Source organism: Mucilaginibacter panaciglaebae (assembly GCF_039539265.1).
Lineage (GTDB): Bacteria > Bacteroidota > Bacteroidia > Sphingobacteriales > Sphingobacteriaceae > Mucilaginibacter > Mucilaginibacter panaciglaebae.
Genome location: NZ_BAABCV010000010.1, coordinates 140,410 through 163,638 on the forward strand (window position 1 = coordinate 140,410; position 23,229 = coordinate 163,638).

The 23,229-nt window shown below is 43.9% G+C and carries 16 protein-coding genes and 1 riboswitch; of the genes, 7 read left to right on the top strand and 9 right to left on the bottom strand.

Going from position 1 to position 23,229, the window contains the following annotated elements:
• Positions 1–78: 78 nt before the first annotated feature.
• Complete coding sequence (locus ABD772_RS14520; RefSeq protein ID WP_345105909.1) at positions 79–1,722, bottom strand: M28 family metallopeptidase; 1,644 nt, start codon at positions 1,720–1,722, stop codon at positions 79–81.
• A 70-nt stretch (positions 1,723–1,792) separates the two neighbouring features.
• Here ABD772_RS14520 and ABD772_RS14525 point away from each other — a divergent pair, with 70 nt between their 5' ends.
• A complete protein-coding gene (locus ABD772_RS14525; RefSeq protein WP_345105911.1) occupies positions 1,793–2,173 on the top strand; it encodes a hypothetical protein in 381 nt (126 codons plus the stop codon).
• A gap of 130 nt (positions 2,174–2,303) precedes the next feature.
• Here the strand turns inward: ABD772_RS14525 and metH are convergent, their stop codons facing one another.
• Positions 2,304–5,993 carry a methionine synthase gene (gene metH / locus ABD772_RS14530; RefSeq protein WP_345105914.1) on the bottom strand — a complete coding sequence of 1,230 codons (3,690 nt, stop codon included), beginning with the start codon at positions 5,991–5,993 and terminating at the stop codon, positions 2,304–2,306.
• A 145-nt stretch (positions 5,994–6,138) separates the two neighbouring features.
• Positions 6,139–6,250, bottom strand: a riboswitch (SAM riboswitch).
• Positions 6,251–6,341: 91 nt separating this feature from the next.
• Positions 6,342–7,769 (bottom strand): response regulator, encoded by a 1,428-nt coding sequence (locus ABD772_RS14535; RefSeq protein ID WP_345105917.1) that lies wholly within the window; start codon positions 7,767–7,769, stop codon positions 6,342–6,344.
• A gap of 719 nt (positions 7,770–8,488) precedes the next feature.
• Between ABD772_RS14535 and ABD772_RS14540 the strand changes: the two genes are divergently transcribed.
• The 4 genes from ABD772_RS14540 to ABD772_RS14555 all read left to right on the top strand — a co-directional run bounded on the left by ABD772_RS14540 (position 8,489) and on the right by ABD772_RS14555 (position 13,230).
• Positions 8,489–10,306 (top strand): TOL_0244 family TonB-dependent receptor, encoded by a 1,818-nt coding sequence (locus ABD772_RS14540; protein ID WP_345105920.1) that lies wholly within the window; start codon positions 8,489–8,491, stop codon positions 10,304–10,306.
• Complete coding sequence (locus ABD772_RS14545) at positions 10,306–10,857, top strand: TOL_0243 family YfiR-like periplasmic protein (RefSeq protein ID WP_345105923.1); 552 nt, start codon at positions 10,306–10,308, stop codon at positions 10,855–10,857. The genes ABD772_RS14540 and ABD772_RS14545 overlap by 1 nt, the downstream gene beginning before the upstream one ends.
• Position 10,858: 1 nt before the next feature.
• Positions 10,859–12,622, top strand: coding sequence for a sensor histidine kinase, YfiR-like protein-associated (locus ABD772_RS14550; RefSeq protein ID WP_345105925.1), 1,764 nt, complete (start codon positions 10,859–10,861; stop codon positions 12,620–12,622).
• A 233-nt stretch (positions 12,623–12,855) separates the two neighbouring features.
• Positions 12,856–13,230 carry a single-stranded DNA-binding protein gene (locus ABD772_RS14555; protein WP_345105928.1) on the top strand — a complete coding sequence of 125 codons (375 nt, stop codon included), beginning with the start codon at positions 12,856–12,858 and terminating at the stop codon, positions 13,228–13,230.
• Between the two features lie 119 nt (positions 13,231–13,349).
• Here ABD772_RS14555 and ABD772_RS14560 read toward each other — a convergent pair whose 3' ends face one another.
• Together ABD772_RS14560 and ABD772_RS14565 are read right to left on the bottom strand one after the other, a co-directional pair.
• Complete coding sequence (locus ABD772_RS14560; protein WP_345105931.1) at positions 13,350–15,845, bottom strand: M1 family aminopeptidase; 2,496 nt, start codon at positions 15,843–15,845, stop codon at positions 13,350–13,352.
• A 176-nt stretch (positions 15,846–16,021) separates the two neighbouring features.
• Positions 16,022–16,432 carry a BrxA/BrxB family bacilliredoxin gene (locus ABD772_RS14565; protein WP_345105989.1) on the bottom strand — a complete coding sequence of 137 codons (411 nt, stop codon included), beginning with the start codon at positions 16,430–16,432 and terminating at the stop codon, positions 16,022–16,024.
• Between the two features lie 193 nt (positions 16,433–16,625).
• Here ABD772_RS14565 and ABD772_RS14570 point away from each other — a divergent pair, with 193 nt between their 5' ends.
• Positions 16,626–17,492, top strand: a complete 867-nt coding sequence (locus ABD772_RS14570) for a peptidoglycan DD-metalloendopeptidase family protein (RefSeq protein WP_345105935.1) — start codon at positions 16,626–16,628, stop codon at positions 17,490–17,492.
• Positions 17,493–17,503: 11 nt separating this feature from the next.
• Entirely contained in the window at positions 17,504–17,890 is a 387-nt protein-coding gene (locus tag ABD772_RS14575; protein WP_345105938.1) for a bactofilin family protein, read from the top strand.
• 137 nt (positions 17,891–18,027) lie between these two features.
• On the opposite strand, the gene ABD772_RS14580 is transcribed toward ABD772_RS14575, so the two are convergent.
• Genes ABD772_RS14580 through ABD772_RS14595 form a run of 4 tightly spaced genes read right to left on the bottom strand, consistent with a single transcriptional unit; the run spans position 18,028 to position 23,223 of the window.
• Entirely contained in the window at positions 18,028–19,659 is a 1,632-nt protein-coding gene (locus tag ABD772_RS14580) for an alpha-L-fucosidase (RefSeq protein ID WP_345105941.1), read from the bottom strand.
• 5 nt (positions 19,660–19,664) lie between these two features.
• Positions 19,665–20,780 (bottom strand): Gfo/Idh/MocA family protein, encoded by a 1,116-nt coding sequence (locus ABD772_RS14585; protein ID WP_345105943.1) that lies wholly within the window; start codon positions 20,778–20,780, stop codon positions 19,665–19,667.
• Between the two features lie 18 nt (positions 20,781–20,798).
• Positions 20,799–21,659, bottom strand: a complete 861-nt coding sequence (locus ABD772_RS14590; RefSeq protein WP_345105946.1) for a sugar phosphate isomerase/epimerase family protein — start codon at positions 21,657–21,659, stop codon at positions 20,799–20,801.
• Positions 21,660–21,669: 10 nt separating this feature from the next.
• Positions 21,670–23,223: an MFS transporter gene (locus ABD772_RS14595; RefSeq protein ID WP_345105949.1), complete on the bottom strand. Its 1,554-nt coding sequence runs from the start codon at positions 23,221–23,223 to the stop codon at positions 21,670–21,672.
• Between the last annotated feature and the right edge of the window lie 6 nt (positions 23,224–23,229).

Consider the following 23,229-nt stretch of genomic DNA (forward strand, 5'->3'; position numbering starts at 1 on the left):
TAACGCCGGTATGCAGAATTCTTCTTTCGAAATTGGTCAATATGTAAAGTATAAAAATTATACTGACGCATCGACCAATTATTTCCTCAACTTCTTAAATTCTGATCCTGCTTTCCATTGCGGGAAGGTGGTTTCAAAAGCCAGGCGTTTGCCTATCTGGAAAAACAGTTCGGTATCTTCTAAGCCACCATCCAGGTTCCAGGTGCTGTCATACTGATCGGCTGGCTGGTGATAGCGGACGGCGGTGTATTGGTCGTCCATTTTTTTACCATAGTCTTTACCTTTACCAACCACGTCAATACCGCCGCCAATAGTAATTGAAGGCACACCAATTTTAGCAAAGCTAAAGTGGTCTGAGCGGAAATAAAGGCCCGCTTCGGGATGAGTTTCAGGAGCAAGGTACCGGCCATTCTTTGCCAATTCAGTTGTTAAATAGTCTGTCAGCTCAGATTGACCGCTTCCATAGGTGCTTACATCTTTGGTTTTGCCGATATTATTTATTCCGTCGACATTGATGTTAGCAACAGTTTTATCGGCCGGATAAATTGGGTTTTCGGCGTAGTATTCAGAGCCTAATAATCCCTGCTCTTCCGCAGTTACCGACAGAAATACTATCGTTCTTTCAGGGGGCGTTTTCATAGCTTTAAACGCCCGGGCAATTTCTAAAACAGATGCTGTACCACTGGCATTATCCAGTGCTCCATTATAAATACTGTCGCCTTTGGCATCGGGTTTACCTACCCCTAAGTGATCCCAGTGTGCACTGTAAATAATGTATTCGTCAGGCCGTTTGGTGCCTGTAATTTTGGCAACCACGTTGTGCGATTTATTGAATACCGCCTTGCTGGTAAGCCTTTCGGTCAGCTTAACACCAGTATTAAATCCTTTAAAGCCACGATTGTTAGCTGTATGCAATACACTGGTATCCTTGCCGCCGGCCTGCAATATTTTGATTGCGCTTTCATGCGTTACCCAGCCTTGCAGCGCCAACTGGTAAGCATGACTCGCCCGTTTGTCCAAATGCAGTTTAACGCCTCCGTTTGAGGTTTGCACCACCTGGAAAGGATACGATGCAGCGGCTGTATTGTGAACTATGATACAGCCTTTCGCACCTTGACGCGCCGCTTCTTCATATTTATAAGTCCAGCGACCGTAATAGGTCATGGTTTTGCCTTTGAATATGGTGGTATCGCCGGTTTCGAAACCGGGGTCATTTACCAATACCATTACAATCTTACCCTTAACGTTTAAGCCTGCATAGTCATCCCATTTATATTCGGGCGCTACTACGCCGAAACCCGCAAAAACCACGTCATCGTTGTTAAAGCTTTGTACGGTATCGGTACGCTCTGTCCACATTACAAAATCCTGAATATTTTTAAGCTCGAAGCTACCCTTTGCTGAGCTTACCTTTAGCGGTGACACTGTTTTTGGCGATATCTCCACCATCGGCACATCCTGTAAATAACTGCTGCCGTTCCCCGGCTCCAAGCCCAACCTCTTATAAGTATTTTGAAGATATGCTATGGTTTTGGTTTCGCCCTCTGTAAATGGACGGCGGCCTTGATATTCGTCGGATGACAAGGTAATGATATGACCGGCTAAACTATCTTTGTTAAAAGCTGAAAGGCCGTCCTGCTCATCGGCACCTTTTTTTTGAATACACGAGAAAGCCGTTAAAGCCACCCCGGCTAACAGCACGCATTGAATAGGTTTGATCATGCTAATTTCGATTTTAACGAATATATGAAATTTACGCGCTCGCTTTAGTAGCTTTGCCCTTTAATTTAGTATGATGATCAAGAAGTTCTCTTTACAAATCCCGATATGGGTAATTGCAATTGCAGCTTTAACAAGTTGCAGCAGTGGCAGCAAATTCGATCGCCAAAAATGGCATTATGGCAATGGGCTTGACTTCCCCCTGCGCAACGATATATTGGAAGACCTGTTACAGAACCACCATATCAAAGGGCTTAATTATCGCCAGGTTATCGATTCGTTAGGCAGCCCGCAACGCCGCGATTCGCTAAAGTTTACTTACCAGGTTTTAGACAACAGCTATGAATTTGGCCGTAAGTCGCCTATCCACAAAAAAAACCTGATCATCTATTTTAATAAAGACTCGGTAGCTATACGTACCGAGGTTTATGATCATACCGATAAGAAAAAGTAAGCCTTTACCTCTGAAAGGGGGAGTAATAGTTGTATAAAAAAGGAAAGACCTCCTAATTAGGAGGTCTTTCCTTTTTATCATCACGTCGTTGCAAGGAACGAAGCAATGAGGCGTGACTTTTCTGTAGTGTCTATTTATAATTCAAATTCGGCCCTAACCATCTTTCCACCGTTTCAACCGACATATTCTTTCTCACCGCGTAATCCTCCACCTGATCTTTGCTGATCTTATTCAAACCAAAATATCTTGATTGCGGGTGCGCAAAATAAAATCCGCTCACTGATGCGGCCGGCATCATAGCCAGGCCTTCGGTCAGGTGCATGTGCGCGTTGTCTTCGGCTTTTAGCAAATCGAACAGTGTGATCTTTTCGGTATGCTCAGGGCAAGCAGGATAACCTGGTGCCGGGCGAATGCCTTGATACTCTTCCTTTATCAATTCTTCGCTGTTCAAATCTTCGTTGGCGGCATAACCCCAGTATTCCTTACGTACCAACTCATGCATCTTTTCAGCAAAGGCCTCGGCTAATCTGTCGGCGAGTGCTTTTACCATGATACTATTGTAATCATCGTATTCTTTTTCATATTTGGCCACTAATTCATCGCAGCCTATACCGGTTGTCACGGCAAAACCGCCAAAATAATCGGGCACACCGCTTTCCTTGGGTGCCACGAAATCTGACAAGGCATAATAAGGCTCGCCTTTTACTTTTTCTGATTGCTGCCGAAGGGTATGAATGCGCGTCAAAAGTTGGGTCCGGTTTTCATCAGTATACAACTCTATATCGTCGTCTACTGCGTTTGCCGGCCAGAAACCGATAACGCCATTTGCCTGCAGCAGGTTGTTATCGACAATCTCTTTCAGCAACAGCTGTGCATCATCATATAGTTTTTTGGCCTCGGTACCTACAAACTTGTCTTCAAATATCTTTGGATAACTGCCCCGCAGCTCCCAGGTATGGAAGAACGGTGTCCAATCAATATAAGGCACCAGCTCGGCCAGGGGGAAGGCTTCAAAAACCTTAGTACCGGTAAAGGCTGGTTTAGGCGCTACCTTATCAAGGTCGATCTGGAACTTGTCAGCACGTGCCTGTTCCAGCGTTACAAAGCGCTTATCAGATTTCTTATTAGCGTGGGCCTCTCGGGCTTTTTCGTATTCGTTTTTAATCCCTTGAATATAATCGTCACGCGTATCTTTATTCATCAGGTTACTGCAAACGGTAACGCTTCTGGAAGCATCCAGCACGTGGATGGCTGCGCCCGAATAATTTGGAGCGACTTTCACCGCAGCATGGATACGTGAGGTAGTTGCACCGCCTATAATCAGTGGAATAGTAAACCCTTCGCGTTCCATTTCCTTGGCAAAGTGCACCATCTCATCCAGTGAGGGTGTGATCAATCCGCTTAAGCCTATGATGTCTGCCTGCTGTTTCTTAGCTTCTTCAATGATCTTTTGTGCCGGAACCATTACGCCCAGGTCAATCACCTCGAAGTTATTACAAGCCAGCACCACCCCTACAATATTCTTACCGATATCGTGCACGTCACCCTTAACAGTCGCCATCAGCACCTTGCCCGCGTTGGCCCGACTGTCACTGACATCGCCGCCGGCATCAATTAATCTTTGTTTTTCAAGTTCGATGAATGGCAGCAGGTAAGCCACGGCTTTTTTCATTACACGGGCCGATTTTACTACCTGCGGCAAAAACATTTTACCGGCGCCAAACAGGTCGCCTACGATGTTCATGCCATCCATTAACGGTCCTTCAATCACGTCAAGCGGCTTAGGATATTGCTGGCGTGCTTCCTCTACATCGTCATCCAAATACTCAATGATACCTTTTACAAGCGCATGCGACAGGCGCTCGCTCACAGTGCCCTTGCGCCATTCTTCATCGCGTACTACTTCTTTGCCTTTGCTTTTTACGGTATCAGCATATTCAACCAAACGCTCGGTAGCGTCCTGGCGTCGGTTCAGCAGCACATCTTCTACCAATTCCAGCAGTTGCTTGTCTATTTCCTCATAAACTTCAAGCATACCGGCATTAACAATACCCATATCCATACCGGCTTTAATAGCATGATACAGGAAAGCCGAGTGCATAGCCTCACGAACCACGTTGTTGCCTCTGAAGGAGAACGAGATGTTACTTACGCCACCACTCACCTTGGCATATGGCAGGTTCTGTTTGATCCAGCGGGTGGCTTCGATAAAATCAACCGCATAATTATTATGCTCTTCGAGACCGGTAGCTACGGTTAATATATTAGGGTCAAAGATGATATCCTGCGGAGGAAAACCCACCTCATTAACCAGTATATCGTACGATCTTTTACAGATCTCGATACGGCGCTCTAACGAGTCGGCCTGACCAGTTTCGTCAAATGCCATCACCACCGTTGCAGCACCGTAGCTTAGTATTTTGCGGGCATATTCCATGAACTTCTCTTCGCCTTCTTTCAGCGAGATAGAGTTCACTATGCCCTTACCTTGTATACATTTCAATCCTGCCTCAATAACCGACCATTTTGATGAGTCGATCATAATGGGCAGTTTGGCAATATCCGGCTCTGACGCCACCAGGTTCAGGAATTTCACCATCACAGCTTCCGAGTCGATCATGCCCTCGTCCATGTTAATATCAATAACCTGGGCTCCGCCTTCTACTTGTTGTCGGGCAACGGTTAGGGCTTCCTCGTAGTTTTCTGCCAGAATCAGTTTGGAAAACTTAGGCGAACCGGTAATATTGGTACGCTCACCAACGTTGACAAAAATACTTTCGGGGGTAATGGTTACTGCCTCTAATCCGCTTAAGCGCATATGCGGCTCAACCTGTGGTATCAAACGCGGCGAATATTTTGCGGCGCGCTCGGCAATGCATCTGATGTGGTCGGGCGTAGTACCGCAGCACCCACCAACAATGTTTACCAGCCCGGCTTTCATAAAATCATCTACCTGGTGGGCCGTTTCATGTGCAGTTTCGTCGTACTGACCAAACTCGTTTGGCAAGCCGGCGTTAGGGTAAGCTGATATAAACACATCAGCCTTTTCAGAGAGCTCCTGGATGTGCGGGCGCATTTCCTTAGCACCCAGCGCACAATTCAAACCAACCGATAACAAATTGGCATGACGCACGGAGTTCCAGAATGCCTCAACAGTTTGTCCGGACAAGGTACGGCCCGAGGCATCAGTAATAGTGCCTGATATCATCACCGGCAAGTGCTTACCGGTCTCTTTTGCGTACCGGTCTATAGCAAATAATGCCGCTTTGGCATTTAGGGTATCAAATATGGTTTCAACTAATAGCACGTCGGCACCGCCATCAACCAAACCACGGACCTGATCATAGTAAGCATCGGCCAGGTTATCAAAAGTAACCGCCCGATAACCCGGATCGTTTACGTCGGGCGATAGTGAAGCCGTACGGTTAGTAGGGCCGACAGCGCCGGCAACAAAGCGCGGTTTATGCGGTTCTTTTGCGGTATATTCATCGGCAGCTTCGCGGGCAATGCGGGCGCCTTCGTAGCTCAGCTCATAAGCCAGCTCTTCCATTTTATAGTCTGCCAGCGATATTACCTGCGTGCTGAAAGTGTTGGTTTCAATAATATCTGCACCGGCAGCTAAATACTCGGCATGAATAGCTTTAATTACATCCGGACGGGTGATATTCAACAGGTCATTATTTCCTTGCAGATCAGTTGGATGATCTTTAAACCGCTCGCCACGAAAATCCTTCTCGGTCAACTGATACCGTTGTATCATAGTGCCCATTGCACCATCAATAATCAGTATACGTTTTTTTAATTCTTCTTTTATATTCATTTGAGATATCACCGATTTTTAGATGATTACATAGATTTCGAGAATAATTTCATCGATATATCGCCGACAAAAATCAGTGCAATCAAAAACCAATCTGTGTAATCTTTAATAAGCTTATTTCGAAAATCGGGTGTAAATTGACTTTCACTTATCTGTCTCATTCCCTTGCTGCGGGCTGAGTAGAATGTAGCACCTTGTAAAGCTACAGGTTGCTAAGACATCGCAGGGTCTAATCCCTCCGTCTTTCTCTATAAGCAGCGCAAAGTTGCAGAATAAGTTGGTAATAAACAAGTCACATTTGAGGGCAGCAATTACTTCGGTAGCTAACCAAAAAAAGAAACGGGCTGGCTATGATGAAGGGGTATTCAGTTTATTAAGTTTCTCCCGTAATTCATCCGGTTTAAAGGGTTTTAATATGCAATCATCAATATATGGAAACTTTAAAACTTCGCCTATCGCGGCGCCTATAGATGCCGTCAATACTATAATTTGTGGTGGAATAAAATTCTGCCTCTTTATTTCTTTTATAGCTTTTGCAGATTCAAATCCATCCATTACAGGCATGTTGATATCCATCAATATAACATCATAATCTTTTTCAATACACATTTCTAACGCCACCTTTCCGTTAGTCGCTTCGTCGGCAATAACATTCCATTTTGCTAATGTTTTTTTGACAACCAACAGATTTAACCGCTCATCATCAACTACAAGTATCCTGAGGTTTGACAGATTGACATCAATCGGACCAAGTGGATCTTCGTTAAAAGCTTTTTGCTGATTGGCCAGGTTATAAATAACATCGAAACTAAAACACGACCCTTTACCTTCCTTGCTCATTATTTTAAGGTCGCTGCCATGAAGTTTTAATAACTGGTAAGCAACAGTGATCCCAATCGTCGCCTGATATTGACGTTGAGTTCGGGGTAGTTTCTTTTTAAAAGGAGTCAATATCTGTTGCTGTTTTGATTTTGAAATGCCGATTCCTGAGTCTTCTATTTTAAAGGCCACTAAAACTCCTTGGGGTGTATCCGCAGCATAAGCCACCTTAACATTGACAAAGCCCTCTGTTGTAAATTTAACAGCATTGCCAATCAAATGAAAAAGGATCTGGCTAAGTCGTAACTGATCGCCATTCAATGTCCGATCTTTCAGCTTTTCGTCTATAGTGCATTCAAATCTTAAATGCTTCATCGCGGCTTGTTCCCTGAATGTCGCGCATACATTTGCGACAGTTTCAAAAAGTATGAACGGAGCATGTTGTAGTTGGATCTGGCCGTTATCGAGATTATTAAAATCAATTATATCATTGACTGTCGCCATCAAGTTTCCGGCAGAAAAATTCAATATCTGAATATTTTCTTCCTGTTCAGGCAGTTTGTTATCTGACGACAAAAGATTACTCATACCTACTATAGCATTCAGAGGTGTCCTGATTTCATGCGACATGGTATTTAAAAAGTTAGTTTTGGCCATCGCCTGTTCGCGCAAACTCTCTGCTGCCTGTTCCAAATTTCGTTTGAATAAGACTTCGCGCTTTTTGAATTTGTTTAGCGATTTAAAGAAGAGATTATGTATATACAGTATCAAAGAGAAATTAACAAAAACTGTAATTCCATAAGCCGTATAATTGATGTTGACTATTCTTGACGGAATATCCAGGTTTAAATAATGGTCAAACGAAATATCAGCTAACACCGGAATAATGGCCGCAATTGCATATCGCAGGCCATTTTTTGAGCCCAGGATATAATAACCTGCTGCGATTACAAGCATGCAATATTGAATATTGACCACATGGACGCTTTGATAAATCAACAATACATTTGTCCAGATCATTAGTGTGACACCCGTTAGAAAAAAATGAGCCACCATATGCCAGGGCCTATTACTCAGAAAGAGAAACAAAGCAGTGATAAAAAGACTTAAAAAAAACACTACACGGTATAAAAGCAAATTACGTGAGCTAATAAGATAAAAGACCGTAAGGACAGCCGTTAATGCAATAAAGGTTGTGATACAAGCAAATAAAATGCGTAATCGTGTCCGGTTAAGTAAGCCGCCGTCCTTTGAAAGTATCCTACGGTAAAAAGGTATATAATAAGCAGCCATGCGATTAAGGTCAATTATATGAAACTGTTTATTGTTAACTCAGGATGCGGCAATTTGTTGATTAACAGATGTGTTAAACTACAAAAAAACTCATTAACTAAAAAAATTCGGAGGAAAACAGACTCGATGCAATATAAACTTGCGGCAAAACTTTACTTTGCAATACGCTTAAATTGTAGTCATTGGGCCGCAATTATAATTTTAAAAAAACTAATTTATTCCTAATTTGTTTGACTTACTTATAAACAGCCTGATCATGTCTTATGTATTTTTTTAAACGGGTTTTATTTACCGCTTCGCTATGCTTTTGTTTGAGCTTATGGTTTTCCCCTATTCTCGCTCAATCTGATACCAGCAGATTATCTCCTGCCAATATCAAAAAAATGTCGTTTGAAGAATTAATGAGTATCGAGGTAACGTCGGTCTCAAAAAGACCGGAGAAGCTTTCGGAGGCGGCCTCGGCTTTACAAATAATTACGCAGGAAGATATTTACCGCTCGGGCGCGACCAATTTGCCCGAGGCGCTGTCTCTTTCTCCAAATTTGCAGGTAGCAAAATACAATTCATATGCCTGGGTCATCAGTGCCCGGGGGTTTAACAACGTTTTTTCAAATAAGCTGCTGGTTATGATTGACGGGCGTACAGTTTACAGCCCGCTTTTTGCCGGCGTTTACTGGGATGCACAAAGCGTGCCGCTGCAAGATATTGACCGCATTGAAATAATCAGCGGCCCCGGCGCAACGCTTTGGGGCGCTAATGCGGTTAATGGCGTAATCAATATCATTACCAAAAAAGCTAAAGACACTCAGGGGCTTTATGTGTCGGTTGCCGGCGGAAATTATTTACGAGATCAGGTCTCGACCCGTTATGGTGGCCGTATTGGCTCTTCCATTAAATACCGCGTTTATTTGCAGCGCAATGACATGGACCCAACGCTTAAAGCCAATGGTCAGGATAATGCGGATAACTGGAATTTAAACCAAGGTGGACTACGAATGGACTACGATGCGGGCGGGCGGGATAAAATTTCTTTTCAGGCAAACTTTGAAGGTGGCACAGAACATACCAAACCTGGCCCGAGCAGTTTTGATGAGCAGGACGTAATGGCACAATGGGCGCACATTTTTTCCAACCAGTCAGACCTGCAATTACAAGCTTATTATGACCGTAGCTGGCGGCGAGATCTGCCCAGCACGATCAATGATCAAATACAAACCTACGACATAGATCTGCAACATCACTTTCGGCTCGGAAAAAGCAATGACCTGCTTTGGGGTGGCGAATACAGGTTAATGCAGGACAACTCTCAAAACACGACGACCTTTGTAGGATTTTTGCCTGCCAGGCGAAACTTGCAATTGTATAATTTCTTTGTTCAGGATGAAATTAAGCTGGTGCCGGATCTTTTTAAATTAACCCTGGGCACAAAATTACTTAATGATATTTATACCGGCTTTGAATGGCAGCCCAGCGCACGATTGACATGGACACCCACCCAGCAACAAACTGTTTGGGCCGCTGTTTCGCGTGCTGTACGTACGCCAAGCCGTATTGATGTAGATTATCATATCCCTACCTATCCTGTTCCGCCAAGCACCCAAAATGTGGGTGGAGGCCCAAATTTTGTGTCAGAAAAGCTAATTGCTTATGAGCTTGGCTACCGGGTGCAGACCAGCCAGGAAGTATCCCTATCATTAGCCGCATTTTACAATATTTATGACGATCTGTATAGTGTAGAGGTTGTACCTAACACCAAAACTTACCTTATACAAAACGGCATGAAAGGCAATTCGCAGGGTTTTGAACTTTCGGCGCTATGGCAGGTATTTGACAACTGGAGGCTACGCGGGGGCTACACCTTTTTCCATAAAAACATCAGCGACAAACCGGGGCATAGTTTTGATACCACATTTGAGGGCACCGACCCCAGGCATCAGGCCCTGCTGCAATCCATGTTTGACCTTTCAAAATATTTTCAACTTGACCTAACCGGCCGTTATGTAAGCAGCCGCCCTCTTTCTATAGCCGCAGGCGTGCCTGCCGTAGCTGCTTATTCCAATCTGGATATCCGACTGGCGTGGCATCCGGGGAAACTGGAATTCTCAGTGGTAGGGCAAAACATTGTCAATCCCAATCATGTGGAATTTGCATCCAATCGTATTCCACGTAATATTTATGGTAAAATTGCATTAACGTTCTGATGTCGGGGAAAAAATATACTATACGAATATTCATAGCTTGCTTGATATTGCAAGCGGTAAACGCAAGCACTACAGCTGCCCGGGCACAAGGGAAACCGCCGTTGGAGTATCAGATAAAGGCAGCTTTTCTGTTTAACTTTACCCGTTTTATCCATTGGCCTGCCTCAGCTTACTCATCGCCCGACGCTCCCTTTGTTATAGGCATAGCCGGCAACGATCCTTTTGGCAGTTACCTTGACGATTTAGTGAATGGCGAACAGGCCGAAGGTCATAACATCATCATTCGTCGTTATCCCGATGGCGGGGATATCAGCGGCTGCCAGCTGCTTTTTGTCAATACTTTTGCTCCAGCCAAATTAAAAACAATATTATCGTTAGCCCGGCGTAACACGTTGACAGTAGGCGATGCAAACAGCTTTGTTAATTCGGGTGGAATGATACGCTTTTTTAAAGAGGACAACCGTATAAAAATGGAAATTAAGCTGGCTGCCATTAAAGCAGCAAAATTGGAAATCAGCGCCAAACTGTTACAGGTAGCTAAAGTAAAATGATATGAAATTTCAAGACAGTTCCATACAAAATAAGATTATGAGCGCTATTTTGTTCACCTGTACGGTAGTACTGCTACTGATGAGCATCGCTTACTTTTTGTTTGAGTATTTCAGCTACAAGAGGACGATTAAAGACAATCTGTCAACTTTGGGTGCCATTATCGCCTCCAACAGCTCGGCGGCATTGGCCTTTGACAGCCAGTCGGATGCCCGGGAAATACTCGGCGCCCTAAAAGGCAACCCGCATATTGTAGCAGCTTGCCTGTATGATGATCAGGGCCGGCTGTTTGCAACTTATCCAACGGTTATTTCGGCACTGCAATTACCCGCTAAACCGCAACCGGATGGCTATCGTTTTTCCAATGGCGTCCTTGAAGGTTATGAACCAGTAACCCAGCGTTCAGACCGCCTGGGCACGTTGTATATTAAATCAGATTTGGGCCAGATGTATACGCAACTGGGCAATTTGCTGTTTACCGCTGGTTTGCTGTTTACCATTGTCTTATTAATAGCTTTCCTTCTTTCTGTACTTTTAAAACGCCGTATCGCCAAGCCTATTCTTTTACTCGAAGACACTGCCCGTTCCATATCACAAGGGCATGATTACTCGTTACGGGCAGCCAGGGCCAGCGAAGAAGAGCTTAGCTCGCTAACTGATGCATTCAACCAAATGTTAACCCAAATTGAATTGCAAAACCAGGCCCTTTTGGACGCCGGCGCCGAAAACCGCAAACTGGCAGCGGTTGTTGAATCGTCCAATGATCCAATCATCAGCATGACACGTGAGGGCATAATCATTAGTTGGAATGATGCTGCGCAAAGAACATTTGGCTACACTGCCGATGAGCTCATTGGCCAATCAATTATGAAGATTGTGCCTCCCGAACGACAGCAAGAAGAAATAGAACTATTGACCAGGTTAGAAAACGGCGAAGGGATAGAACAGTTTGAGACACAACGGATCACAAAAAATAAAAAAATACTAGAAGTATCTTTGACTATCTCACCGGTAAAAGATGCACAAGGCAGAATCATCGGGTCTTCTAAAATTGCGCGGGATATCAGCGAAAAGAAACAGGAAGAGCGCCGTAAAAATGATTTTATTGGCATGGTGAGCCACGAGTTAAAAACACCGCTGACTTCTATACGTTCTTATGTCCAGATTTTACTGGCAGAAGCCAAAAAGCGCAGCAGCGATGCTTTTATTATTAATGCACTTACGCGGGCCGATGTACAAACCAGGAAAATGAGCCATATGATTCAGGATTTTTTAAATCTGGCTCGTTTGGAAGAAGGCAAAATCCAGCTCCAGCAAAATATATTTGAGCTGCAACCACTCATAGAGGAAATTGCCAGTGATGCGCAAGCTCTTACTACTGCTCATCATATTCAATTCAACAACTGTACCGGCGTTAAGGTAAAAGCCGACCGCGAAAAGATTGGCCAGGTATTGATGAATTTGCTTACCAACGCCATTAAGTATTCACCTAAAGGTGGAGACATCACCATTACCGGCACTCCACAAACAGATAAAATAACTATCAGGGTAGCCGATCATGGGGTGGGTATAGGAGCAACCGAGCAAAAAAAACTATTTCAACGTTTTTACCGGGTTGAAAATGAGCAAATACAGGTGGTTTCAGGTTTTGGCATTGGGCTGTATCTTGTTTCAGAGATGCTCCGTTATCATAATAGCCAGATAGAAGTGGAAAGCCAGGAAGGCGTAGGCTCATCTTTCATTTTCAGTTTGAATATGCTTAATTAACTGACATAATCTCCTTTAGGCTTCGACTTCACATAGCCATTAGCGCTTCATTTATATTCCATTATCAAACAGCGTTCAAATTACACATGAGTGTGCCAACAAATACACATTTGAGTCACCATGTTAAACAACCTCTCCAATTAAATGTTAACCCCTTGATCATCAAGTGCCTCGTAGCTATAATTAATTGCCCGGTAATTTTTGATTTAAAATTACACACTTAACTTAAAATTATGCCAGGCATCAATAAAGTAATCTTGGTTGGCCATCTGGGGAAGACACCCGAACTTAGGCTAATAGAAAATGAAACTGCAGTCACCTCATTCCCGCTGGCAACGTCAGAAACGCTTATCAGAAACGGAATAAAAGAAGAAGTTACAGAATGGCATCACATTATTTTGTGGCGGGGCCTTGCAGAAACAGCAGTGCGATTATTAAAAAAAGGTCAATTAGTTTATATAGAAGGTAAACTTGGCACGCGTAAATTTACAGACAGCCAAAACATCGGAAGACATATTACTGAAATAATTGCCGAAAAATTCACCCTACTGGGCCGAAAATCTGATTTCGCCGAAATTGGCAGCGAGCAGCAAGTCTATGAATATTAGTTGCGGCGCTCGGGCTTTGAAATCAAAATATAATATCACATTTTGCAGGTATTGCAAACAAATACAACAAAAAAAAGGGAGACCAGACTGCCTCCCTTTACTAATACTGCTAAATGGTGCTATTTAGCAGTATTAATCTCTTCCACTGCTTTGTCCACAGCATTGGCTGAGGTAGTATCTCCTAAAGCCGTGCGTTTGATTTTGATATCCTGCAGCATCGCGATTAAGGGGGTAGCAACACCATACATTTTGTACTTAATGGCGGTTTCTTTGATGGCACTTATACCTTGCTGCGCATACACCGAACTTTTAACAGCACCGGTCATGGCGGCAAACTCCCGTATCATTTGAAATTTACCCTGAATCTCTGCGTCGGTAAACTGTTTGTAAACATAGGGCCATTCCGCATCGCTGCCGTTAGTTGCATAAACGTGAATTATGGCCAGAGTTAAAGCGCCTTTGTTATCTTTTTCGAAAGCTTTAGCCTGGGTTAAAGCACTTTGGGGTTCTTGTAAAGCTATAGCGGTTAAGGCAGCACCTTGTACCGCATACGATTCGCTTTTCAGTGCTTCTTTAAATGTAGCCAACATACCCGACGCTTTCAGTTGCCCCAATACAGTAATAGCCGCGGCACGCACCAAAGTATTGGGGTCGTTTTTCACCAGCGATAACAAGACGGGTTGTGCAGCATTGCGCACATCGTCATTGTTCATGTTTAAACCTTTAATAGCTTTAATGCGCAGGCCATAGTACTTGTCTTTAAGTGCCGCTAACATTACTTTGCGGGCTCCTGCATCACCTTGCTCTGGGGTAGCTTTGTCTATCGCCTCATAACGGTCAAGGTAAAGCGGGGCATTGAAATACTGGAACACATACTCATCCAGCGTTTTCGTATCGCGCTTTTCGGCCAGTAAAACTTTGTCGCCGTCAACATTTACCAGGTCGGGTTTTACTGCTGATGCAAAGGTTAGTGTATCGGCTTTGTCATTCATCCAAACGTTATGACGCACCTTTTTGCTACCGGCGTAAATATCAATAGCCATCGGTAAAATAAAGGTATTGCCATCCTGAGTTTGTTCCAGGTAAACAGTTTCCTTTTTAGCGGCTTCGTCCCATTTATAACTGATCTTCAACTTAGGGTTACCATGGCCATAATACCATTGATTAAAGAACCAGTTCAGGTCGCGGCCGCTGGCTTCTTCTAAAGCTAAACGCAACTGCTGCGCTTCGCCGGCTTTAAAGGCATTGGTTTTTAGGTAAATGTTTAAACCTTTATAAAATGCGTCTTTACCCAGGTAGTTGCGTAACATGTTGAGGATACGGCCACCCTTCTGGTACGTAACCGCATCAAAAACGTCCTCTTTGTCATTATAGTGAAAACGTACCAGGTCTTTTGTTTTATTGGCCGGGTTAGCCAGGTAGTTTTGCATGGCGGTGTAGCTGTGTGCATCGGCTTCATCCTGCCCGTATTTGTGCTCAGCCCAGAGCATCTCGCTAAAGTCAGCAAACGACTCGTTGACGGTCAAATTGCTCCAGCTTTCGGCAGTAACCAAGTCGCCAAACCATTGGTGAAATAACTCGTGCGCAATAGTGCTGCGCCCGGCGTCATAATAGGCGTCAATCAGCTCGCGGTGAGTTAACTGTACATATTCGCCGTGCAGTGTAGCCGATGTATTTTCCATCGCACCACTGATATAATCGCGAACCACGATCTGTGAGTATTTATACCATGGGTAATCAACACCGAGTGTTTTTGAGTAAAATTCAATCAGCTCTGGTGTCTGGCCAAAGATCTCTTTAGCATACGGGGCGTATTTTGGCTCCAGATAATAGTTAACCTCTTTATTGCGCCATTTGTCTTTATATATCTTAAAATCGCCCACAGCCATCATGAACAAATAAGGCGAATGGGGCAATTCTTGTTTCCACACATCGGTACGGGTGCCGTCGCCATTCACTTTTTGCGAAGCCAGCCTGCCGTTTGATAGCGTAACGTATTTAGCGGGTACGGTCATGGCTATTTCGTCAGTGGTTTTTTGCTCGGTCTTGTCAATAGTAGGGAACCAGCACGATGAACTTTCCGTTTCACCTTGTGTCCAGATCTGGATTGGTTTATCTTTTTCGATACCGTCAGGATTAATAAAGTATAAACCTTTAGCATCGTTAATGGCGGCGCTACCTTTTACATGCAGCTCGTTTGGTTTTGAAGTATAGTCGATGTAAACCGTATAGCTTTCGTTATTGCGATATGTTTTATCGAGCGTGATGGCCAGGCTCAGACTATCCTCATATTTATATTTAAGCGGGATGTTTTTGCCATTTTTTACAATGGATATATTTTTGATATCCATGCCCTTGGCGTCCAACCGCAGGCTGTCGGTTGAATAGAAGTGCGGCCTTAAAGTAACCCACTCTTTACCATACAGGTAGCGTTTTTTGTAATCGAAACGTACGTCGAGTTTGGTATGAACCAGGTCATTAATGCGCGTAGTGGTGGCGCGGTAAATTTTCATTTCCGGGCTTTCGGTTTTTGGCGCCTGGGCCACTACCGGAGCAATGTTACCTGCGGCAATAACCATCGCGGCCACCAGGCCGGTTAATGTTTTTGTTTTCATATATGAATAATTCAATCAGTTGTTAAGCGAAAGTAACAGTTTTTAGCTGAAAATGGTAAGACTGCGCAGGTATAAAATTGTTACGCTATACCACAAAAAAAACCCGCTGTAGCAGCGGGCTTTTAATATTGAAAAAGGTTGATCAATCTCTAATCAACTAAACTCAAACCACTTAACTAGCAATACTGATCAAACGCGCCAATCAAGTTATCAGCGATCATTTGTGCAGGACGGCCTTCAATTTGGTGGCGCTCAATCATGTGCACTAATTTGCCGTCTTTAAATAAAGCCATTGCCGGCGACGATGGCGGATAAGGCAGCATGTAATTACGCGCAGTGTCAACAGCTTCTTTTTCCATACCTGCAAAAACGGTTACCAATTTGTCTGGATGCTTACCATTTTGGGCGGCCATACGCGCAGCGGGGCGCGCGTTGGCAGCTGCACAGCCGCAAACAGAATTTACCATTACCAACACGGTGCCTTCGCTCTCAATAGCGCTTTTTACCGCTTCGGCGTCTTTTAATTCCTGGAAACCAACGCGCGTAAGTTCTTCGCGCATGGGGGCAACTAAATATTCGGGATACATCATAACGTATGTCTATTTCAAATTTATTACACAACAAAAATACTAAATCAGCAACATTAACGGTTTAAAATTCGTAATAATAACATCTTGCTGACAAAGGCCAATACAATCCAGGCAGCAATTTGTTTTAAATTTAATGTTGTTTTATTAGGGCCTTTTTATAAATTGCAAACCCCTATTGTTATAAGTGTAAATGAAAGTTAAGCCAAAAGACGTTAGTACCATAGTTATTTTAAGTAAAAACAAACAGGGTACCAAAACGATACAAGTACGTACACGACACATTGCACACTTGAAATATTATGCAATGTGTTTAGTTGGGGTAATAGCATTATTAGTAGGATCGATATTTTTGCTGCGCAACAGCATTCAAAAACGAGAGCAGGAAAAGCAATTGTTGCTTGCCCAGATCGTAAACCTTAAGGGCCAGATACCTGTCGAGTTGCAAAAACAAGCCGAAGAAAATTCTGCTCAAAGTTATATCCAGGCTATAGAGAGTAAGCTGAAAAAGATCAATGATTATTTGAGAAAGCGTGGACTGAAAGGCTTTTCAACTAAGTCGGTTGGCGGTGATGCCAATGCTGCTAATGATAAACTTACCGATAAAGAAATTTACATGGCCTACAACGATTACCTGACCCATGTGGTTAACAGTGTAGCGTTTACGCCCATGGGATATCCGCGCATTAGTTCAATGACCTCAAGTTTCGGGTTCAGAAGCGACCCGTTTAATTCAGCTCATGCAGAATTTCACCCTGGTATCGACTTTAAAGGCAACCGCGGCGATATCGCTCATTGCACAGCAAACGGCCGTGTAGTGTCTGCAGGCTGGGCTGGAGGTTACGGTAATTGTGTACGTGTGGCTCACTCTAATGGCTTTGAAACTTTATACGGGCATTTATCCCGCATTACTGTACATGTTGGCCAAAAGCTTTCGGTAGGTGATAAAGTTGGCGAGGTTGGCTCAACCGGCCGCTCAACGGGGACGCACCTTCACTATGAGGTCCGCAAGGATGGTAAGCCGGTTAACCCGGTTAAATTTTTAACCCTTAATAACTAAACAACCAAACAATGGGTGTTTTTTCTAAGAAAGATAAAGTAGCGCTTGACCTCCAGGCCATATCTACTTTAATAAGCGAAGGCAGCGTAGTAGCCGGTAATTTAACTGCACCTAACGTCGCACGTGTCGACGGCCAGGTAAATGGCGACGTAGAAATAGGCGAAGGCCTGATCCTGGGCGAACAAGGTGTTATAACCGGCAATATAAATACCAAAGAGATGGTAGTTTATGGAACTGTGCAGGGTAACATTGCAGTGGAATCGCTTGAAATTAAAGGTACAGGTAAAATAACCGGCGATATCTCTGCTACAACTTTATTAGTAGAAGCGGGTGGTATTTACAACGGCCATTTAACCATGCAAGCAGCCGGCGTCAAGCAAATTAAGCAGCTGGCTTAAAACCATAAGGGTGGCTCATGCCTCATTTATAGTTACTTAGATATTTGTGGCGCCGGAGGTAACAATATTTACACTCCGGTTTGCGTTGCCGGCCGCTGTTTGTACATATTGGTTTAGACTAATCCCATATTTATAAATCACGCGATTGAACCTTCAATTTTGAATACAAATGCGCTCTTTCCAATCTGCTGTTGAGGAAGAGTGATGGTGAGGCCGCCGGAATTCTGCTCAAAATCAAGCTTTTGGCGGTTAGCCAGTAAAGTGACTCTTTCTACCCGGCCAACGTTAGTATTTAAAGCCTTAATTGTAGCTTCGTTAGTTGGCCATCCAAACATTGTGGCATAAAGGGCTTTGCCTTTTGTTACAAAGCGTATATCTTCCGCTCCGAATTGCTTTCCTTTTCCTTCGTTGAAACCTTGCGCACTAAGTGGCGTGCTCGACTGCATAGCCGGACCTTCGCCAAAAATGCTCCAGGGGCGGGTTCCATATATGCTCTCGCTGTTTAATTGCATCCATTCGGCAATGCCCTCTACCACGGTTCTTTCTTTATCATCTATCGTACCGTCGCCCCTAACAGGGATGTTAAGCAGTAGATTCCCATTCTTACTTACGATATCAACCAATGTTTGTATGATTGTTTTAGCGCTTTTATAATGGCCGGTTTCATAGGTGCGGCGGTCATAATGCCACCCTCCGATACAAGTGTCTGTTTGCCACGGAAAGGATTCAATTTGATTACTTTGACCTCGTTCGATATCCCACACCATACATTTTCGTTGCTGCTCATTTAATATTTTACCAAAGATTACAGCATTTAGCTTTCCGTGTTTCTTAATACTAACATTATACATGTGCGCTGCGATACGCAAACCTGCATCGTTGACAGGCCACAAAGGAAGAGCCGTATCGTCGAAATAAAGCATGTCCACCCCATATTTGTCAATAAGTTCGATGGTGCGTTTGTAAAACTTTTCGCAATATTCATTCGACGGTGGAGTTACACCGTTACCCCAGTTCCATTGGCTATGAATAGTTCCATCATTCAGGCTATTTTTGCTTAATGGGTGGTTTTGTGCGTAAAGTTCTTGCGGATCTTCGCCTTCCCACCATTGGTTTTTTCCATCCGTTTTAGTCAGCTTTCCATCATAAGGAATCCCAGCGAGCTGCCCGTTTCTGTCAGACCGCTGCGACGGTTCCATCCAACTCCAGGTGTGAGCCGCGTGAATACTGACGCCGAAAGGCAGATCGTGCTTCTTTGCTGCTTCGGCCCAACCGCGCACTAAGTCTTTTTTCGGCCCCATCCGAACGGAGTTCCATCTTTGGTATTTACTGTTAAACAAGTCAAAATTATCGTGGTGATTAGCCAGTGCCATAAAGTATTTCGCGCCGGCTTTCTTGTAAAGGCCTACGAGTTCTTCGGGGTTCCAGTTTTCGGCCTTCCACTCGTTGATAACGTCTTTAAAACCAAACTTAGATGGATGTCCATATTTTTGACAGTGGTATTTATATTGATCGCTGCCTTCCTGGTACATGCCGCGGGCATACCAATCGCCCCGTTCGGGTTGACATTGCGGCCCCCAATGTGCCCACATGCCAAATTTGGCATCACGGAACCAATCGGGCACCTGATACTGTGTCAATGAATCCCAGCTGGGTTCAAATCTGGGCGTGGCATAGGGGGCTTTCAATAATTGGCCGGCATAACTTTTTGATAGATATAAAGACGAGACACCTGCAGCTATCCCTTTAAGTAACGCTCTTCTTTCCATGGCAACTAATCAATTAAGGTAAAATCAGGAAGATCTATTTTTTTGCCACCATCCATCGCCGATTCATGCGCTAAAATGCCCACGCAGGTAATATTTGCAGACTGCCTGGCATTAGGGAAAGGCTGTCGTTTATTTACCAATGCCGATACAAATTCATTCACCAAATGCGGATGCGAACCTCCGTGACCTGACCCCTGTATAAATGACAGGTGCTGATTACTATTAGCATCGTAAACGCCACCTGTAGTAAATGCTTGTATCTCTTTAGGCAATAAATGCGCGTAATCCGGTATACTTACTTTTTCAGGTGTTTCGCCAGTATGAATTACTGATGGTTCATGTTCTATCAACGTCCATTCAAATGTCTTTTTAGAGCCGTAGACATCAAAACTTTCACGGTATTGCCTTGCCGTGTTAAACAGCGAACGTGTTACCTCGGCCGCAAGGTCAGAATCTTTGAACTTGATATGGCAGCTTTCTATAGCAAAAGGTGATCCGTATTTGCTGATCAGGTTTTCGTCAATACGGCCAGAACCAAAACATGAAACATATTCGGCATCTGCCTTAGCTAAAGCCAAAACCGGGCCTACACAATGTGTTGCATAATGCATGGGAGGCAGCCCCTCCCAATAGCCAGGCCAGCCTGCCATTTCTTGTTGGTGCGAGGCCCGTAAAAATTGCAGACGCCCCATCTCTCCGTTTTCATATAACTCTTTTATAAATAAAAACTCACGGCTATAGATGACCGTTTCCATCATCATATAAGTCAGCCCGGTTTCTTTTACCGCTTCCACAATCTGCCTACATTCATCAACAGTGGTAGCCATGGGCACGGTGCAGGCTACATGTTTACCTGCCCGTAATGCTTTGATACATTGCTCTGCATGGCTTTGAATGGGTGTGTTGATATGAACCGCATCAATTTCGGGATCGCGTAATAATTCGTCATAATTTGAATAACGTTTTTCAACACCAAAAGCGTCACCTACCTCGTGCAGCTTTTTATGATCGCGCTGGCAAATAGCATACATATTTGCATGAGGATGATGCTGATAAATGGGTATAAACTCGGCACCGAAGCCTAAACCTACAATGGCAACGTTAATTTTTTTATTTTCCATGTTCTATAAAGTATTAGGCTATTGCGCCCATTGTTTTAAAAATGCAAGGCCATCGATGGCAAACTTTTCCTGGCTCAAAGCCAATGGGTGCCAGATGCAAACCGCTTGCGCCAGTTCTTGATTGTTTGGAGTAAAGCTTTCAATAGATACTGTTCCTTTGTAATTGATTGCTTCAAGACCACGTTTGTAAGCATCCCAGTTGGTTTGACCTGTGCCGGGAGTCCCGCGGTAATTCTCAGCAACCTGTAAATGGATCAGTTTATCACCAACTAATCTGATGGCTCCTTCAACGTTTGGTTCTTCAATGCTCATATGAAAACCGTCAAGGATCACTTTAGCACACGGATGGTCAATATCGTCTACCAACCTAAGCACATCAAAAGCTGTATTCACTAAATCTGATTCGAAACGGTTGAGTGGTTCTAAGGCTATCTCTAAGCCCCGTTCTTGTGCCATAAAACAAACTTTGCGTAAATTGCTAACAGCCAGGCGCCATTCTGCTTTGCGTTGCGCGGGCGACAACATTCGCGCCTTGCCAACTGCCGAATACATCGGACCAGCAAAGAATCCGGTATCCCATAAAACACATAAATCCAGGCAGTCTTTGATGTATTTAAAGCAAACGTCATGAATTGCCGGATCGTCGTTGGTAAGGTCGCGGGTAGGACCAAACGCACCACATACGATGGCTTTTAGCTTATATTTTTGCAGCGCGGCTTTTACTGCATCTCCATCTATCAGCGCCGGGTCTTCTACTGCTATTTCAACCGCATCAAAACCCATATTGGCAATTTTTGGAAATAGTTCTTCTATCGACGATGTTTGAAATGGCGAAGTAAATAGCCAGGTGCTAACGCCGAATTTTATTTGTAGTGACATGTTGTTCTGTTTAGTATGGCGTAGCTTCCGGTTCTTCCGTTTGATTTAATGTTATCGCTTTATAGCCCCCCTTTGATCTGAAATAAAGGATAAGCAGCATAAAGCTTACCAACATGATTAACGGGAAAATAACAATGTAGCGTAATGCTTCTTTTTTAGCTGTGTTACGAATAGTAGTGACCGTTAGCTGTTCGTCCGGATCTGCTTTGGCTAACCTGGTTTGATCAAGGGCTTTATAGTCTCCAAAAACACTGGTTCTTTGCTCAGTTACATAAGTGCGATGTATGGCTGTTTGATGCGCCTGATCGTAAGCTGTTATTTTTTGGTCTACAGATTTGTCCTGAATAAAGCCTAATATCCCCGCACCAATTACACCGGCAGCTATCATACCCAAACCACCGGTAATATTCAATGTTAATGCCCCACCCTTTGGAAAGCGCTCAGACACCATGCCCAACATAGTTGGCCAAAAAAAGGATTTACCCAGCCCATATATTGTTGCAGCAACGAGAATTACGCTGCCGGCAGAAAAGGACATGGTATATAAACCTATCCCTGCAATTGCAGAACATATGGCTAATAATCCAGGCGAAGACAACCTGTGAGATATCGGCCCGGCAAAAAAGCGCAGTACAAACATAATGGCCGACGTATATACTAACACCCATCCGGCCTGAAAACCTATTTTATTCATTTCGGGCGCCATAAGGTCAGTAATCCAGCTATCAGTGCCTAACTCGGTGGTAGCAAGTGGTATCATGATCAACAACAAGACAATAAATAACGGTTGTCCGAAGCTGCGGGTATAATAACCAAAACCCGCTGTTATTAATAAGGTTATGATGATATTAGTTGTAGTTGTCCAACCAAACACTGCCCCTAATTGGAAGATAATTAAGGCGACAATAATCAGCGCTCCGCCTGCACCAACCTCCTGTAGCATTTCTTTATACGATACACCAGCTTGCACCCGTTCATTTAACGGAAATTTCCTGAAAATGCTCATTAAAGCGTAAACTGTTGTCGGGATTAATATAAGTGCAATTTTGTATTCCCAGTGGGTATGAGCGCCCAGTAAAAGTGCCATGACGCCACCTAATACCAAGCCGCCTGCCCAACCGGCATGAAGCCTGCTTAACCATTTAATTTTCTCCCTGGGAAACATAGTAGCCACTACCGGATTAGCTACAGCTTCAACAGTGCCGTTACCGATCGCACAAATAAAGGAACCGATATAAAGCATCCAGTAGCCGGTGGCAAAGATGGTAAGCAATGCCGAAGCGATGTGGCAAAAAACAGCAACGAACATGGCCGTTTTGTAGCCAATACTGTCAATTACTAAACTGAACAATACAATACTTATGGCAAAAGGCCATAGACCTACACCGGCTATTTCGCCTAACTGTGTTTGCGTTAGATTGAAGTCGTGTCCCCATTGAGGCAATACGATAGCACGCAAGATAAACCCGAAAGCGGTAGTGACAATAGAAATGAAGCAAGCATAAAAAAGCTTCATATCGGGTGCAGGATTTTCTGCACTCCTGGTTAAAGTTTTACTGACCATGATTTA

Coding starts and splice junctions, on each gene's coding strand:
- ABD772_RS14590 (WP_345105946.1), bottom strand. CDS start 21,659: ATGTCACTACAAATAAAATTCGGCGTTAGCACCTGGCTATTTACTTCG.
- ABD772_RS14545 (WP_345105923.1), top strand. CDS start 10,306: ATGTCGGGGAAAAAATATACTATACGAATATTCATAGCTTGCTTGATA.
- ABD772_RS14550 (WP_345105925.1), top strand. CDS start 10,859: ATGAAATTTCAAGACAGTTCCATACAAAATAAGATTATGAGCGCTATT.
- ABD772_RS14575 (WP_345105938.1), top strand. CDS start 17,504: ATGGGTGTTTTTTCTAAGAAAGATAAAGTAGCGCTTGACCTCCAGGCC.
- ABD772_RS14525 (WP_345105911.1), top strand. CDS start 1,793: ATGATGATCAAGAAGTTCTCTTTACAAATCCCGATATGGGTAATTGCA.
- ABD772_RS14565 (WP_345105989.1), bottom strand. CDS start 16,432: ATGTATCCCGAATATTTAGTTGCCCCCATGCGCGAAGAACTTACGCGC.
- ABD772_RS14580 (WP_345105941.1), bottom strand. CDS start 19,659: ATGGAAAGAAGAGCGTTACTTAAAGGGATAGCTGCAGGTGTCTCGTCT.
- metH (WP_345105914.1), bottom strand. CDS start 5,993: ATGAATATAAAAGAAGAATTAAAAAAACGTATACTGATTATTGATGGT.
- ABD772_RS14560 (WP_345105931.1), bottom strand. CDS start 15,845: ATGAAAACAAAAACATTAACCGGCCTGGTGGCCGCGATGGTTATTGCC.
- ABD772_RS14540 (WP_345105920.1), top strand. CDS start 8,489: ATGTCGTTTGAAGAATTAATGAGTATCGAGGTAACGTCGGTCTCAAAA.
- ABD772_RS14520 (WP_345105909.1), bottom strand. CDS start 1,722: ATGATCAAACCTATTCAATGCGTGCTGTTAGCCGGGGTGGCTTTAACG.
- ABD772_RS14535 (WP_345105917.1), bottom strand. CDS start 7,769: ATGCTTGTAATCGCAGCAGGTTATTATATCCTGGGCTCAAAAAATGGC.
- ABD772_RS14585 (WP_345105943.1), bottom strand. CDS start 20,780: ATGGAAAATAAAAAAATTAACGTTGCCATTGTAGGTTTAGGCTTCGGT.
- ABD772_RS14570 (WP_345105935.1), top strand. CDS start 16,626: ATGAAAGTTAAGCCAAAAGACGTTAGTACCATAGTTATTTTAAGTAAA.
- ABD772_RS14555 (WP_345105928.1), top strand. CDS start 12,856: ATGCCAGGCATCAATAAAGTAATCTTGGTTGGCCATCTGGGGAAGACA.
- ABD772_RS14595 (WP_345105949.1), bottom strand. CDS start 23,223: ATGGTCAGTAAAACTTTAACCAGGAGTGCAGAAAATCCTGCACCCGAT.